The organism is Kribbella qitaiheensis, from assembly GCF_014217565.1.
In the GTDB taxonomy this organism is placed as follows: Bacteria; Actinomycetota; Actinomycetes; order Propionibacteriales; family Kribbellaceae; genus Kribbella; species Kribbella qitaiheensis_A.
Map to the genome: position 1 here is coordinate 1,047,926 of NZ_CP043661.1, position 14,672 is coordinate 1,062,597.

The window sequence follows — 14,672 nt, forward strand, 5'->3', positions numbered from 1 at the left end:
CGCACGCCAGCGCCACGACCCCGGACCACCCTGTGGACGATCCCACCCACCTCCTGTGATCATTCGCCCCCTTTTCACCCTCCGTGGACAGCGGGTATCGGCTTGGGTTATCCACAGGGGGTGAAAAGGGGGCGAATGATCACAGGAGGGTTAGCCGGCGCTGGCCTTTCGTAGTACGGGAGCGCCGGCGGCGCCGGCCACGGCGACCAGGACCAGCCCGACGACCACCTGGCCGGACAGCAGGAGCAGCCCGGAGTTCCCCTGGGTGAGCGGATGACCGCCGCTGAACACCAGCCCGCAGAAGGCGCCGAAGCCGACCACCGGTAGCCCGACCCCGACCACCGGTACGACGGCCGCGAGGCGGGCCGACCGCTCGATGACCTTCAGCGGTACGCCGGATCGCCGCAACGCCTTGGCGGGAGCCGCCTGGTCCAGCGCCGTCCCGACCGCGCCGGCCGCTGTGGATGCGGCCCCGGTGATGAAGACGAGACCGAGCAGGAGAGCGACCCCGAGGCGCAGGTCGAGCAGCATCCCGGCCTCGTGTTCGTCCTTTTCCGCGTCCGTCAGCGGCACGACATCCGGGACCACGTCGTACAGGACCGTGCGTACCTTCTCCCGATCGGCGACACCCGGTACGACGATGGTCACCGACTGAGCCTGCGAGGTCACCTCGCCCTTGATCCCGGCCTCGGCGAGCTTCGCCCTCGCGTCATTGACGACGGCAACGGTCTGGCCCTGATCCGGATACAGGTGAAATGCGGTGTCGGTCCCGTCACCGGACAGGCCGTACGGCATGAACAGAGCAAGGAAGCCGGTGACGAATCCGCTCAGCACCAAGGCGGCGACCGGACGGAACGCACCCTTCGGGTCATCGGCGAGCCGCCGCCCGGCGAGCAGTACCACCGGGCCTTTCGCCGTACGAGCCAGGAGCTTGCCGATCACCTGGACTGCCCACGGACCGACGATCCGTACGGCGAGCGCGGCCATCCCGACGCCGATCACGATCGGGAGCAGGGCTCCCCCAGTGCCGAGGATGCCGAGCATGACCGGGCCGATCACCAGCAGCCCGAGACGCAGCGCGCTCGTCGCCTTGCGGGTCTGCCCGCGGACGACGCCGAGCGGCGTGATGCTGACTCGGCCCAGCCCGATCATGGCGCTGATCACCGACAGGACAGGCACCGCGACCAGCACGACGAGGACGACCCACCAGCTCACCGTCAGATCGTGCAGGTACCAGTGACCGCCACCGATCGGGATCCGGGCGATCAGCGGACTGAGCACCGTGTAGCCGATCAGACCCGCGACAGCGCCGGCGAAGCCGATCACGGCCTGCTCGACCGCGCTCAACCGGAGCACCTGACCTCTGGTCGCACCAGCCAGCCGGAGTGCGGCGAGCCGACGCTCCCTGCGTTTCGCGGCCACTCCGGCTGCCTGGCCGACCAGGCTGAGCAGCGGGAAGAGGACCAGTGCGACGCCGAAGGCGACGAGTGCGAGCAGGATCGCGATCCGCTCGGGCAGGTCGCTGCCATGCCAGTTCGCCAGGTACTTCGGGTGGTACTTCGCAGTGAGGCCGGGCAGCTGCGGGGAGGCGCCCCGGATGATCACCAGCTCGTCCGGCGAGGACAGCCCGGCCGACGAGATCTCCCCGGTCGGCCTGGCGAGCCCGAACCGCTTGCTCAGGTCGCTCGAAGCGTCGCTCGACCAGAGCTTGGCGACGGCCGGCGAAACGAAGACCTCGCCCGGCTTCGGGGTGTGCGGGAGTCCCGGCGGCGGTGCGAGTTGGGCATTTCGCTGCTCATTGGTGACGGCGAGGTCGTACCGCAGTACGGGCTTGCCGTTCACCAGGTCCTTGACCTCGTGGATCACGCCGACCGCCGTCTTCGCATCCGCGTCATCGCTGGTGCGCCAGCCGATCCGGTCTGCCCGGTGGGTCAGACCGAGGGTTCCGGCGATCAGGAAGGTGACCAGCATCGCGACGACCGCGGTCGCACCCAACGCCGCGAGATTGGCCGCGCGGCCGCCGGGCCCTGGGCGGCGGACGAAACGCAGCCCGAGATCGGTCATCGGATTCATCGGTCACTCACCCGGCCGTCGACAATCCGTACTACGCGGTGGCAGCGCGCGGCGACCGCGTCGTCGTGGGTGACCACTACGACGGCTGCGCCGCGATGGGTGGCCGCGCCGACGAGCAGGTCGATCACCTGGGCTCCGGTCGTGGCGTCGAGGGCGCCGGTCGGCTCGTCGGCGAAGACCGCCTGCGGCTCGCCGACGAGCGCGCGGGCGATGGCGACGCGCTGGGCCTGGCCGCCGGAGAGTTCGCCGGGTCGACGGCCGACCTCGTTCGCCAGGCCGACCTGAGCCAGTACTGCGTGGGCGCGGCCGATCGCTTCCCGGCGGGAGACGCCGTCGACCATCAACGGCAGGGCGACGTTCTCGTCCGCGGGGAGTTCCGCGAGCAGCTGGTTATCCTGGAAGACGAAGCCGAGCCGGCGACGCCGCAGTACGGTCCTGGCCGCGTCGTTGAGTTGATCGACGCGCTCGCCGCCGAGCCAGACCTCGCCCTGGTCCGGGCTGAGGATGCCGGCCAGGACGTGCAGCAGGGTGGTCTTGCCATTGCCGCTGGGACCCATCACGGCTAGCGCCTCACCAGCGCGGACCGCGACATCGACGCCGGCCAGGCCGACGACCTCTCCGTAGTACTTGACCAGCCCACGGCCGGCCAGGACGGTGCCGTCGGTGGGGAACTGCTGGAGTTGCTGGACGGGCTGCTGGAACGTGGGGTGGGGACTCGGGTAGCTCATACCGGAAGGCTTTCGCGAAAGCGCTCGCGGAGCGTCGGTCCGCAGACCGGTCTTCCTACCGTCTTTCAGTCGCCTTCCGACGCAGTCAGGTAATCCCCAGGTCGTACGTGCGGATCAACTGACGGCGAGACGCGACCAGTGGGCGGCTGCATTGGCGTCAGCTCGCGGTGAATGCCGAGGGTGGGCCACGGCGTGGCCTCAGCTCGCGGTGAAGGCCGAGGGGTAGGCGTCGCGGTAGCCGGGGAGGCGGCCGGTCGGGGTCTCGACCGATTCGGCGGCGAGGACTCCGTGGACGATGGCGCGTGAGAGGGCTTGGGCTCCGGCGGCGAAGACAGTCTCGAGTTGAATGAGCGCGGTCGGTTCGGTGACCGACAGCCGGGGTGCTCCGGTGGTCGTCGAGACGGCGAAGATGGCGTCGCCGTCGACGAGAGTGTGGATCGGGTCGATGGCACGCGCCAGGCCGTCGTGAGCGACCATCGCCATCCGCTGGGCGGCGGCCTTGTCGAGCGGGACGTCGGTGGCGATGACGGCGATCACCGTGTTCATGCCAGGCAGCGGACCGGCTGGGCCTTCCGGCGGTGGCTCGGTCGGGGTTCGGAGTTGCCCGAATTCGTCCGCGAGGCCGAAGCGATCGCCGTACAGGCGTCCTTGGTGGTCGACAGTCGAGCCGACGGCATTGACGATGACCAGTGCGCCGACCGTGGTGCCGTCGTCGAACCGGATGCTCGCCGTCCCGACGCCACCCTTGAGCCGTCCCGTCCGGGCTCCCGCGCCGGCGCCATGGTTGCCCTGCGCAACCGTTCCGTCGGTCGCGGCCTCGATCGCCTGCCGTCCCCAGTCGGCGGTCGGCCTGGCCTGGAAGCCGCCACCACGGCCGAGATCGAAGATCACCGCCGTGGGCACGATCGGCACCACCTCGCGCTCGCCGGCGCCGACCCGGATGCCTTGGCCCTGCTCCTCCAGCCAGGCCATCACGCCGCCGGCCGTATCGAGGCCGTACGCGCTCCCGCCCGAGAGGACGATCGCGTTCACGCCGGGGTTGGAGTTGACCGGGTCGAGCAGGTCGGTCTCGCGGGTGCCCGGCGCTCCCCCTCGCACGTCGACGCCTGCGATCGCAGTACCGGGGAAGTGGACCACCGTCGTACCGGTCAGGTACGGAGCGTCTGTGCGCTCCACCTGACCGACTCGTACGCCGGGAACGTCGGTGATCGCGTTGTGAGGACCAGGTTTCGGCATGCGTCCTGTCTAGCACCTGCCGAAATCTGGTTGCCAGCGAGACTAGCTTGGAATGCATGACCCCTGGGCTGCTCTGCGGATTGCTGGCCGAACCGTCGAGGCTGCGGACGCACCAACAGCCGCTACACCCGCCTCGCCAGCTAACAGCTGATGATGTGAGTGTGGCTCCGCCTCACCTGACGGGTTTTTCGCCGGATGGCGGGATAAAAGCCCGTCAGCGGACGAACAACGCGGCACTGTGTGAAAACCAACGCGAGGTCCGGGGAGCAGCCCGCGATGCAGGGTGCCAGCCCCTCGCTGAGCTACTTACGGCGGAGGTGTTCCAGAGCGCCAGGTATGTCACCAATCAGGTGAGGCGGCGGACTGGCGTGTCTTGGCGGGGCTTCTCGTTCGGGGCTATTCGGATGGAGGTATCGAGGACCGTGGCCGAGTCGATGGAGACGAGGACCGAGCGGAGGTCCAGGCGGACCACCTCCTCGAGTTCCAGGGTGAGGCGGGCGACCCGGTGCAGCAGGTTCTCGATCGCGGCGATGTCGACGGGATCGGAGCCACGGTAGCCGTAGAGCAGGGGCGCGGCGCGGACCTCGCGGACCATCTCCGCCGCGTCGGCGGTGGTCAGCGGCGGCATCCGGTACGAGCGGTCGCCGAGCAGATCCGTCGCCACGCCGGACAGGCCGAACGACACGACCGGACCGAACGAGACGTCCTCCTGGGCCGAGATCACCACCGGTACGCCGGGAGGCGCCATCTTCTGCACCACGAACTGCGCTCGCGCCGGATCCGACGCGACCCCGAACGTGCTCGTCATCTCCGCCCACGCCTGGCGCATGTCGTCCTCGTCGTGGATGTGCCGCCAGATGTCGGCGAGGTCCGGCCGCATCCGCCACTGATCCGCGGTCGCCTTGAGGATCACCTCGAAGCCGAGCTCCTCGGCCCGCGCGACCGCCTCGTCCGCCGATAGCACCGGGAAGGCCGGCAACACGCTGATGTCGTAGAAGCTGAGCAGCCGCTGCCGATCCTCGTCGCCCAGGTCGGCTCCCTGCGGATGACGCTGCAGGAACTCGGTGACGAAGGCCTCCGCCCCTGCGGTGTCAACGTCCGGGAGATCCGGGATCCGGCTGTCTGCACGACGCCGCCACTCGGCGTACTGCGTGACCTTCGCCAACGCACCCACGGCGTACTGCGGCGAGGAGTACGACGGGATCGAGCCACGTGCCGCACCGCCGTACTCGTCAGGGACGCGCAATTGCTCGGGCACACTGCGGGACGCGAGGAAAGTGGAGACAACCGGCTTGTCGGATCCGGCGGCCGCCGCCGCGAGCACCTGAGCGACCTCGGCGCCGTTCGACTGGACCGGTGGGGTGAAGATCACGACGACCGAGTGCACCCGATCGTCGGCGAACACCTCGCACAGAGCCGCACCGAAATCCGCTGCCGTCGCCTCGGCGCTGAGCGTGCGCGGCTCCCCCGCCACGTCCAGGCCCGTGCTGGCCACCGTGTCGAGGGCGAGCAGCGTCAGCGCATCGGAGTTGCTCACGATCGCGACCCGGCGGCCCTTCGGCAGCGGCTGGTGCGCCATCAGCTGGGCAACGTCGAACAGCTCGCCGTTGGTGTCCACGCCGATCAGGCCGCTCTGCCGGAACAGCGAGTCGACGGTTGCCGGGGGCAACTTACTGCGGCGGACCGTCTGCCCGAGCGGCACGCCCTGGGTCGCCCGGCCGGACTTGAGCGCGATCACCGGCTTGCGCCCCGCCAGCCGACGAGCGACCCGGCTGAACTTGCGCGGATTGCCGAGGGACTCCAGGTAGAGCAGCACGACCTCGGTCGCCTCGTCGGAGTACCAGTACTGCATCAGGTCGTTGCCGGAGACATCCGCCCGGTTACCGGCCGAGACGAAGCTGGACAGCCCGAGACCACGACCTGCCATGTCCGCGAGGATCGAGACGCCGAGAGCGCCCGACTGGCAGAAGAAGCCGACCCGGCCACGACTCGGCATCACCGGTGACAACGTCGCGTTCAGGCCGACACCGGGCGCGGTGTTGATCACGCCGAGCGCGTTCGGCCCGATCACGCGCATCCCGTACGACCGGGCCAGGCCGACCAGTTGCCGCTGCAGCTTGCGGCCCTCGTCGCCGATCTCGGCGAACCCGCTCGACACCACCACCAGACCGCGAACACCCTTCGCGGCACAGTCCAGCACCACGTCGGCCGCCATCTCGGCCCGCACGGCCACGACGGCGAGGTCGATCTTTTCGTTGATGTCGCGGATCGTCCGGTACGCCGGTACGCCGTCGATCTCGTCCTCGGAAGACTCCGCGTTCACCGCGTACAGCCGGCCGGGGAAGCCGCTGTCGCGGACGTTGCGCAGCAGCGCGTTGCCGATCGTGCCCTCGCGCCGGCTCGCACCGATCACGGCGACGCTCGTCGGAGTGAGCAGCCGGGCGATCGAGAGCGCCTCGGAGCGCTGCTCGCGGGCCTGCATGACGCCGAACGACGTGTCGGTCGGGGCGATGTCGAACTCGACCACGATCACGCCGTCCTCGAACTCCCGGGCCACCTTGTAGCCGGCCTCGGTGAAGACGGTGATCATCTTGCGGTTGTCCGGCAGCACCTCGGCGACGAACCGGGTGATGCCGTGCTCGCGGGCGGCCTGGGCCAGGTGTTCGAGCAACAATTGCCCCAGCCCCCGGCCCTGATGGGCGTCCTCGATCAGGAACGCGACCTCGGCCGTCCGCCGGCCGGTCCGCTCGTACCGGCCGACCCCGATCATCTCGTCGCCGACAGTGACGATCAGCGCGGTCCGATCCCGGTAGTCCACCTGGGTGAACCGGGCGACGTCGCGATCGGACAGCTGTGGGTACGGCGCGAAGAAGCGGTAGTACTTCGACTGCTCCGATACCCGGGCGTAGAACGACACGAGCAGTTCAGCGTCGTCAGGCGTGATCGGCCGCAGATGCGCCGTCGCCCCGTCCCGCAGTACCACGTCCGCCTCGTACTCCGCCGGATAACCGGGCGGGAGGTCAACTGGACGGCTCGGGCCATACTGGGCCGGTCGCTGCGGCTGCTGCTCCGGCTCTGTCACCCGGCCAGCGTACTCAAGCAAGAGATTCGGAGGTCGGCAATTCCATGTGGTGGCTCAGTGCACTCGGCGGCCTGGTCGCGCTCGCCACGAGCCTGCTGAGCCCGAGCGACGCACTGGACGTGATCGACCGGATCGCTCCTGTATTGGTCTTCCTGGTCGCGGTCACGGTCATCGCCGGGCTGGCCGACTCCGCCAAGGTGTTCGAGGTCGCTGCCCGCGAGGCCGCCCACCTCGGCCGCGGGAAGACTTGGCGGCTCTGGCTGCTCGTCGTGACCCTGGCCACCGCCTTGACCGTGGTGCTCTCGCTCGACACCTGCGCGGTCCTGCTGACACCGGTCGTCCTGGCGATGGCCCGGCAGCTCGACATCCCGCCCAAGCTGTTCGCCTTCACCACGGTCTGGCTGGCCGGCACGGCCTCACTGCTCCTTCCGGTGTCGAATCTCACCAATCTGCTCGCCCTGCACCGCTTCGACCAGCTCGGACTCGGTCTCGGCGACTACCTCGGCCTGAGCTGGCGCCCGGCGATCGCGGCCGTCCTGATCACCGTCGTCGTGCTGGCCCTGTTGTTCCACCGCGACCTGCGCCGGACCTACGTCGTACCGGAGACACCTGGGATCGACGACAAGGTCCTGTTCTGGGGGTCGGCCGGGGTCTGCGTCGCGCTCGGCCCGGCCTTCGTGACCGGCATCCAGGTCGCGATCCCCGCCTCAATCGGCGCGGTCGTCCTGGTGGTCCTCTTCGCCGTCCGGCGACGCGCAGAACTCAGCTGGACCCTCATCCCGTGGCGGCTGGTCCTCACCGTGGTCGGACTGTTCCTCGTCGTCGGAGCGCTGACCGCGCACGGGCTGGAGGACCTACTCGGATCCATCGCGGGCACCCACGGCCACGGCCTGCCGGCCGATCTGCGGTTGACCGGCACAGCGGCGTTCGGCGCGAACGCGGTCGACAACCTGCCGGCCTATCTCGCGATGGAACCGGTGGCCAGTCATCCACAAGGGGCGACCAGCAGCCGGATGATGCTGCTGCTGATCGGGGTGAACTGCGGCTGCCTGCTCACCCTCTGGGGCTCGCTGGCCACCCTGCTCTGGCGGGACCGCTGCGTCGCCGCCGGGGTGCACATCTCCTGGTGGTCTTTCCTCTGGCGCGGCCTCGTGCTGACCCCGATCGTCCTGGTCGGCACGGTCCTGGCCCTCAACCTCGGCTGACACGGAAGGCGGGGTGTCGGCCGAGGTCGAGGCTGCCCGCCGGCGGCGAGGCCAGCGGACCCACGGTACAGACCAGTGTTCGAACATGCGTTCGACTGTAGTCCGATCGATTCCTGATGTCCAACGCTGATCGGGGCAGGACGCGCGAGGGCGATTGCCGATGGCATCCGACTCGGCAATAGTGCGGGTCATGAGCACGGAACAGAGCACTTCGGACACCACCCGCACCTTCCGTGACGCACGCGACTTCCTGGTCGCCCACCGCGAGGACTACGAGACCGCGTATCGCGACTTCATCTGGCCGGCCTTCGACCGGTTCAACTGGGCCCGCGACTGGTTCGACGCGCTCGCAGTGGAACAGGCAGAGGTCGCCGCGCTGACCATCGTCGAGGAGGACGGCGAGGTGACCTCGCTGACCTACGCGGAGATGGCCGAGCGGTCGCGGCAGGTGGCCGGCTGGCTCACCCAGGCGGGCGTTCGACCGGGCGACCGGGTGCTGATCGTGCTCGGCAACATCGTCCCGCTCTGGGAGGTGATGCTCGGCTGCATCCGGGCGGGCGCCGTGATGATCCCCGCGACCACACTGCTCACCGACGCCGACCTCGCCGACCGGATCACGCGCGGCGGCGTACGGGCCGTCGTCACGACCAGCGCGGACGCCCCTCGTTATGAAGGTATCGCCGATCACTGCATCCGCGTCGGCGTCGGCGGACCTGTGGACAACTGGCTCGACTTCGAGGACTCACGCTCGTACGACGGCCCCGTCCCCGAAGTCGACACCAAAGCCGATGACTCCCTGCTCCTCTATTTCACCTCCGGTACGACGAGTCAGCCGAAGCTGGTCGAGCACACCCAGGTGAGCTACCCGGTCGGCCACCTCTCCACGATGTACTGGATCGGCCTGCAGCCCGGCGACGTGCACCTCAACGTCTCCTCGCCGGGCTGGGCCAAGCACTCCTGGAGCAACGTCTTCGCGCCCTGGAACGCGGGTGCGACCGTCTTCCTCTACAACTACACGCGCTTCGACGCCGAGAAGATGCTCCAGGTCCTGCAGACCTACGGCGTGACGACCTTCTGCGCGCCGCCGACCGTCTGGCGAATGCTGATCCAGGCCGACCTGTCCGTGGTCGACGTCAGGATCCGCGAGTGCATCTCGGCCGGCGAGCCACTCAACCCCGAGGTGATCGAGCAGGTCCGCAACGCGTGGGACATCACCATCCGCGACGGCTACGGCCAGACCGAGACCACCGCCCAGATCGGCAACCCGCCGGGGCAGCCGGTGAAACTCGGCTCGATGGGCCGCCCGCTGCCGGGGTACTCGATCGCCCTGGTCGACCCGGCCACGGACGAGGTCGGCGACGACGGCGAGATCTGCATCGAGCTCGCTCCCCCGCCGGTGCCGCTGATGCGTGGCTACCGCGATGCCAAGGACATGACCGATGAAGCGATGCGCGGCGGTTTCTACCACACCGGCGACGTCGCGAGCCGGGACGAGGACGGCTACATCACGTACGTCGGGCGGTCGGACGACGTGTTCAAGGCCAGCGACTACCGGATCTCGCCCTTCGAGCTGGAGTCCGTGCTGATCGAGCACCCGGCCGTCGCCGAGGCCGCCGTGGTGCCGTCGCCCGACCCGGTCCGGCTGTCCGTGCCGAAGGCGTACGTCGTACTGGTGGGCGGGCGCGAGCCGTCGCGTGAGCTGGCCCAGGAGATCCTCCAGTTCTGCCGCGACCACCTCGCGCCGTACAAGCGGATCCGGAAGCTCGAGTTCGCCGAACTGCCGAAGACCATCTCGGGCAAGATCCGCCGGGTCGAGCTACGCGCCGACGAGGCGGCCAAGGTCGACAGCGGCGAGCGCACCGAACACGCCTACGACGAGGCCGACTTCCGCGACGCCTGACCAGGTGCGGTGACCGCAGCGGCAAGCGTGCTCCAATAGGCGGATGTCGCACGACACCGGCCTGGGGCTCGCTGCAGTGGTGGTGCTGCCGCTGCTCGTCGTCATCGCGGTCGTAGCGTCGCGCCTCGCCTCGCTGCGCCATGACAAGGGCATCGTCACCGCGGCCTTGCGCGCCCTCGTCCAACTGGCTGTGGTCGGTGCGCTCGTCGGCTTCGCGCTGCAGTCGATCTGGGGGACGGTCGGCTTCATCCTGGTGATGATGACCGTCGCCACCATCACCAGTGCGCGCCGCATCCGGCATGTCGTGACAGTGCCCGGCCAGTACCTGCACTGCGCGGTCGCGATCGGTGGCGCGGCGTCCGTAGTCCTGCTGCTGCTCGTGCTCCCCGGAGTAGTCCCCCGCAACCCCGGGAGCATCCTGCCGATGGGCGGCATCATCGTCGGCGGCGCGATGAACGCCACCACGCTCGCCGGGCGACGCCTCCTCTCGGAGTACGGCGGTCGCTTCGGCGAGTTCGAGGCCGGGCTGTCTGTCGGGCTGATGCCACCGGACGCGTTCAAACTGGTCGCCGGGCCGGTCGCCGGCGATGCCCTGTTGCCGGCGCTCGACCAGACCCGGACCGTCGGACTCGTGACGCTGCCCGGCGCGTTCGTCGGAATGGTGCTCGGCGGCGCCTCGCCGACGGCGGCCGCCGCGCTGCAACTCGTCGTACTGATCGGCCTGCTCACGGCGGGATCGATCGCCATCCTGGTCACCACCGAACTGCTTGCCCGCTCTTCGTTGCCCGACGGGCGTACATTTTCCCCATGAGCGACGACAAGAGCCTCTTCACCCATATCGACGAGCTCGTTGCCGAGGAGCACGAACTCCGGACCAAGCACGCCGCCGGGGACGTCAGCGACGGCGACGAGAAGGCCCGCCTGAGCAAGCTCGAGGTCGAGCTGGACCGATGCTGGGACCTGCTCCGCCAGCGCCGCGCCAAGCGCGAGTTCGGCGACGACCCCGAAGCCGCCCAGGCCCGTTCGGCCGACGTGGTCGAGGGCTATCTGAACTGAGCTGACCACAACCGGTCCGATGGTCCGGATCACTCCGGCCGGGTGATCGTCGCGACCTACCTCCCCGAACTGCGCGGCGGCCCGCCGCACCTGGAGTGGTCGTTCAGCCGCACCGTTTGGTGCCGGGGGCAATCGTCGCGGGAACCCCCATTCTTCACCTGCTGGGGTTACCCTCCTAACTGGATGCCAACACCCGTCCGGATCGGTCGATGGTTCTGGCCGGCACGCCGGCGCAGGGCATCTTTGCTCCCGGTGGATTCGCCCCCGTCGCGGAATCAGGAACTCCGGTGACATCGGCAAGAGGACGGGGCGATCCGTGTGGTTGAAGACGGCACGATCCGAACCAAGTTGCTCTCGGCATCACCATCGGCGGCGCGGACCGACCCCCACGCGGCCGTGATGGCCCGGGTCGCCGACGGTGACCCGGCCGCTTTCACCGAGCTGTACGTCGCCATGGTTCCTCGCGTTTTCGGGCTGGTCCGCCGGGTGCTGCGCAATCAGGCTCAGGCCGAAGAAGTCACCCAGGAGGTGATGATCGACCTATGGCGCAGAGCCGCCCGGTACGACGAGGCCCGCGGCTCGGTCGTTTCCTGGACACTGACCATCGCACATCGCCGCGCCATCGACCGGGTCCGGTCCGAACAGGCAGGTGCCCGACGGGAGCACCGGGTCGCGAGCTGGCCGAGCATCATCGGCGGCGACCAGGTCGCTGACCGGGTGGCCGCCGGCCTGGCCGCTCAGCGCCTGCGCATCTGCCTGCAGCGACTAACCGCTCTGCAGCGCGAAGCCATCACGTTGGCGTACTTCGGGGGCTACACCTACACGGAGGTGGCGCAGCTAGTGGATGCGAGCCTGCCCGCCGTCAAGGCCAGGATCCGCGACGGTCTGCGTAAATTGCGCGACGACATCAACGATCCCCCTCCCCCTTACCCGCGCCGGCTCGCCAGGCCTTGTAGCCCAGTGAGCGCAATTCAGGGTCCGGGGTGAGCCAGAGCCGCTGGACCGAGGCGGCCCCACTCGATCGCCGGGCAGCGGTTCATCACCATCGTCAGGCCTGCCGCGGTCGTTCGGGTGCAGGCGTCCGGATCCATGACACCCAGCTGGAACCAGACCGCTCGCGCGTTGATTCCCACCGCCTCGTCCGCGATCGCGCCGGCCAGGTCGGAGTTGACGAACACATCGACACAGTCCACCTCGAACGGGATGTCCGCGACCCGCGCGTACCCGGGCTCGCCGTGCACGGTCTCGGCCGACGGATGCACCGGCACGATCCGTTTCCCGTGTCCTTGCAGGAAACGCGCCACGCCGTACGCCGCTCGGCTGGTGTTGTTCGACAGCCCGACGACCGCCCAGGTCTGGCAGTCGGCGAGCACTTTGCGGATGTCACTCTCATCGGCCCAAGCCATACAAACATCCTCCCTCAGCGGCCAAGTCAGCCCCGCAGGTAGGTGAGGACCGCCGATACGCGACGGTCGCGGCCGTCCTCGAGCTGCAGCTTGGCGAAGATGTTGCCGACGTGCTTACGGACCGCCGCCTCGCTCACCACCAGCTGAGCGGCGATCGACGAGTTCACCCGCCCCTCGGCCATCAACGCGAGCACCTCCAGCTCGCGCGGAGTCAGCGCGGCCAGCGGCCCGTCGTCTCGCCGGCGCGCGAGCAACTGCCGGACCACCTCGGGATCAACCACGGTGCCGCCCTCGGCCACCCGATCCAGCGAGGCCAGAAACTCGGTCACGTGCCCGACCCGGTCCTTCAGCAAGTACCCGATCCCACCGGTCGTCGACTCCAACAGCGACGACAAATAGGCGTCAGCGACGTACTGCGAAAGCACCAAGATCCCGATCGCGGGCAGCTCCGCCCGGATCGCCGCGGCCGCCCGCAGACCTTCGTCGCTGTGCCCCGGCGGCATCCGTACGTCGGTGATCACCACGTCAGGCGGCTCCTTGCGGACCACGGCCAGCAACGCATCGGCGTCACCGACCGCGTCCCGTACCTCGTGGCCGGCGCGGTCCAGGATGCTCGCAAGTCCTTCCCGCAACAACAATGAATCCTCAGCCAGGACGATGCTCAGTCGTCGAGCCGGCACGGGCTCTCCATCCGCAGTCGGGTCGGCCCACCGGGTGGGCTGGTCAGGTCGAGTGTGCCTCCCAACGCGTCCAGCCTGGTCACCAGCCCGGTCAGCCCGGTCCCGCCGACCGGGGTCACCGCACCCGTCGCGGCCGGAGTACCCGACTGGTTGCCGATGGTCGCGCTACCGACCCCGTCGTCCGTGATCGTGACGACGAGCCGGTCGTTCGCGACCCAGCCGTCCACCTCGCAATGCGTCGCCTGAGCATGCTTCGCGACATTGCCGAGCGCTTCGCTGACGACAAAGTAGGCCGCGGCCTCGATCGGCATCGGCAACCTGTCCGGCAACGCGATCCGCACGGTCACCGGCAGCGGGCTGCGATCGGCGATCTCCCGTACTGCGGCCTCCAGTCCGTGGTCGACCAGCACCCGCGGGTGGATGCCACGGACGGCCTCACGCAGATCCGCCAGCGCCGCCTCGGCCTCGCCGTGCGCCTTCACCACCAGCCGACGTCCCTCGCCCTCGGGCAGATCGAGTTCAGCCAGGCCGAGCGTCATCGTGAGGCCGACCAGCCGCTGCTGTACGCCGTCGTGCAGGTGCCGCTCGATCCGGGCGCGCTCGGTCTCGAACGCGTCGACCAGATCCAGCCGCGACCGGCGCAGCTCGGCCACATTGCGGCGCAGCTCCTCCTCACGCGGACCGAGCAACGACTTGGCGAGCTCCGACTGTCCCGCGGCCAGCCAGCCCAGCAGGTACGAGCTGACCGTGAACCAGATCGGCCCGAACAGGACCAGGAACAGCAGGCCCTCCCGCATCGTGGTCAGGGTCCACGGCCCCATCCCCAGCTGTTCGTTCCGCGCGATGAAGGGAGCGAGCAGGGTGATGACGAGAACAGACAGGCTGATCCCGGCCAGCAGCGCGTTGAGCGGCCAGATGAAGACACCGAACAGGAACCCGTACCCGAGTGACCGGACGGACGCCTGCTCCCGGCGCCGGAACCGCAGCCGCTCCCTCAGCCCGATCGACGGCGGCATCTGCGCGTGCGGGCTGCTGATGCCGGCGGGGATCATCAACCTGGCCCGGTAGCGCTCGATGGCACCGATCAGTACTCCGAGGAGCGGGAAAGCGGTCAGCAGCAGTACGCCGATCAGAATCGGGCTCAAGACGGCGCTGACGGCCGCAGCCCCGATCAGTACGGCGATCGTCAGGACGCCGACCGGGACCGAACTCAGCAAATAGGCATAGCTGCGCCAAGGCCAGGACGAGACGAGGTACCGCCTCGAGGTCAGCGCTGCCCATGCGGTGTTCATTTCCCCAACCCTAG

At 69.1% G+C, this 14,672-nt stretch carries 12 protein-coding genes; 5 read left to right on the top strand and 7 right to left on the bottom strand.

Annotated elements, in window-relative coordinates:
* Nucleotides 1-150: 150 nt before the first annotated feature.
* The 4 genes from F1D05_RS04605 to F1D05_RS04620 form a co-directional block, all read right to left on the bottom strand.
* Nucleotides 151-2,073 carry an FtsX-like permease family protein gene (locus tag F1D05_RS04605; RefSeq protein ID WP_185446159.1) on the bottom strand — a complete coding sequence of 641 codons (1,923 nt, stop codon included), beginning with the start codon at nucleotides 2,071-2,073 and terminating at the stop codon, nucleotides 151-153.
* Nucleotides 2,070-2,801, bottom strand: a complete 732-nt coding sequence (locus F1D05_RS04610) for an ABC transporter ATP-binding protein (protein ID WP_185446160.1) — start codon at nucleotides 2,799-2,801, stop codon at nucleotides 2,070-2,072. Before F1D05_RS04610 ends, F1D05_RS04605 begins: the two co-directional genes overlap by 4 nt.
* 198 nt (nucleotides 2,802-2,999) lie before the next feature.
* Nucleotides 3,000-4,037 carry a P1 family peptidase gene (locus tag F1D05_RS04615; RefSeq protein ID WP_185446161.1) on the bottom strand — a complete coding sequence of 346 codons (1,038 nt, stop codon included), beginning with the start codon at nucleotides 4,035-4,037 and terminating at the stop codon, nucleotides 3,000-3,002.
* 346 nt (nucleotides 4,038-4,383) lie between these two features.
* Nucleotides 4,384-7,119 carry a bifunctional GNAT family N-acetyltransferase/acetate--CoA ligase family protein gene (locus tag F1D05_RS04620; RefSeq protein WP_185446162.1) on the bottom strand — a complete coding sequence of 912 codons (2,736 nt, stop codon included), beginning with the start codon at nucleotides 7,117-7,119 and terminating at the stop codon, nucleotides 4,384-4,386.
* 44 nt (nucleotides 7,120-7,163) lie between these two features.
* On the opposite strand from F1D05_RS04620, the gene F1D05_RS04625 reads away from it, so the two are divergent.
* From F1D05_RS04625 to sigK, 5 genes are all read left to right on the top strand, one after another.
* Nucleotides 7,164-8,324, top strand: a complete 1,161-nt coding sequence (locus F1D05_RS04625; protein WP_185446163.1) for an SLC13 family permease — start codon at nucleotides 7,164-7,166, stop codon at nucleotides 8,322-8,324.
* A gap of 190 nt (nucleotides 8,325-8,514) precedes the next feature.
* Nucleotides 8,515-10,224 carry an AMP-binding protein gene (locus tag F1D05_RS04630; RefSeq protein WP_185446164.1) on the top strand — a complete coding sequence of 570 codons (1,710 nt, stop codon included), beginning with the start codon at nucleotides 8,515-8,517 and terminating at the stop codon, nucleotides 10,222-10,224.
* 43 nt (nucleotides 10,225-10,267) lie between these two features.
* Nucleotides 10,268-11,035 carry an ABC transporter permease gene (locus tag F1D05_RS04635; protein WP_185446165.1) on the top strand — a complete coding sequence of 256 codons (768 nt, stop codon included), beginning with the start codon at nucleotides 10,268-10,270 and terminating at the stop codon, nucleotides 11,033-11,035.
* On the top strand, nucleotides 11,032-11,280 hold the full coding sequence (locus tag F1D05_RS04640; protein ID WP_185446166.1) for a DUF2630 family protein: 249 nt from the start codon (nucleotides 11,032-11,034) through the stop codon (nucleotides 11,278-11,280). The genes F1D05_RS04635 and F1D05_RS04640 overlap by 4 nt, the downstream gene beginning before the upstream one ends.
* A 318-nt stretch (nucleotides 11,281-11,598) precedes the next feature.
* Nucleotides 11,599-12,267 carry an ECF RNA polymerase sigma factor SigK gene (sigK, locus tag F1D05_RS04645; RefSeq protein ID WP_185446167.1) on the top strand — a complete coding sequence of 223 codons (669 nt, stop codon included), beginning with the start codon at nucleotides 11,599-11,601 and terminating at the stop codon, nucleotides 12,265-12,267.
* Here the strand turns inward: sigK and F1D05_RS04650 are convergent.
* Genes F1D05_RS04650 through F1D05_RS04660 form a run of 3 tightly spaced genes read right to left on the bottom strand, consistent with a single transcriptional unit; the run spans nucleotide 12,252 to nucleotide 14,658 of the window.
* Nucleotides 12,252-12,686, bottom strand: a complete 435-nt coding sequence (locus F1D05_RS04650) for a CoA-binding protein (RefSeq protein WP_185446168.1) — start codon at nucleotides 12,684-12,686, stop codon at nucleotides 12,252-12,254. The genes sigK and F1D05_RS04650 overlap by 16 nt on opposite strands.
* Before the next feature lie 26 nt (nucleotides 12,687-12,712).
* Nucleotides 12,713-13,366: a response regulator transcription factor gene (locus F1D05_RS04655; protein WP_185446169.1), complete on the bottom strand. Its 654-nt coding sequence runs from the start codon at nucleotides 13,364-13,366 to the stop codon at nucleotides 12,713-12,715.
* Nucleotides 13,348-14,658, bottom strand: coding sequence for a sensor histidine kinase (locus F1D05_RS04660; RefSeq protein WP_185446170.1), 1,311 nt, complete (start codon nucleotides 14,656-14,658; stop codon nucleotides 13,348-13,350). Before F1D05_RS04660 ends, F1D05_RS04655 begins: the two co-directional genes overlap by 19 nt.
* Nucleotides 14,659-14,672: the final 14 nt, after the last annotated feature.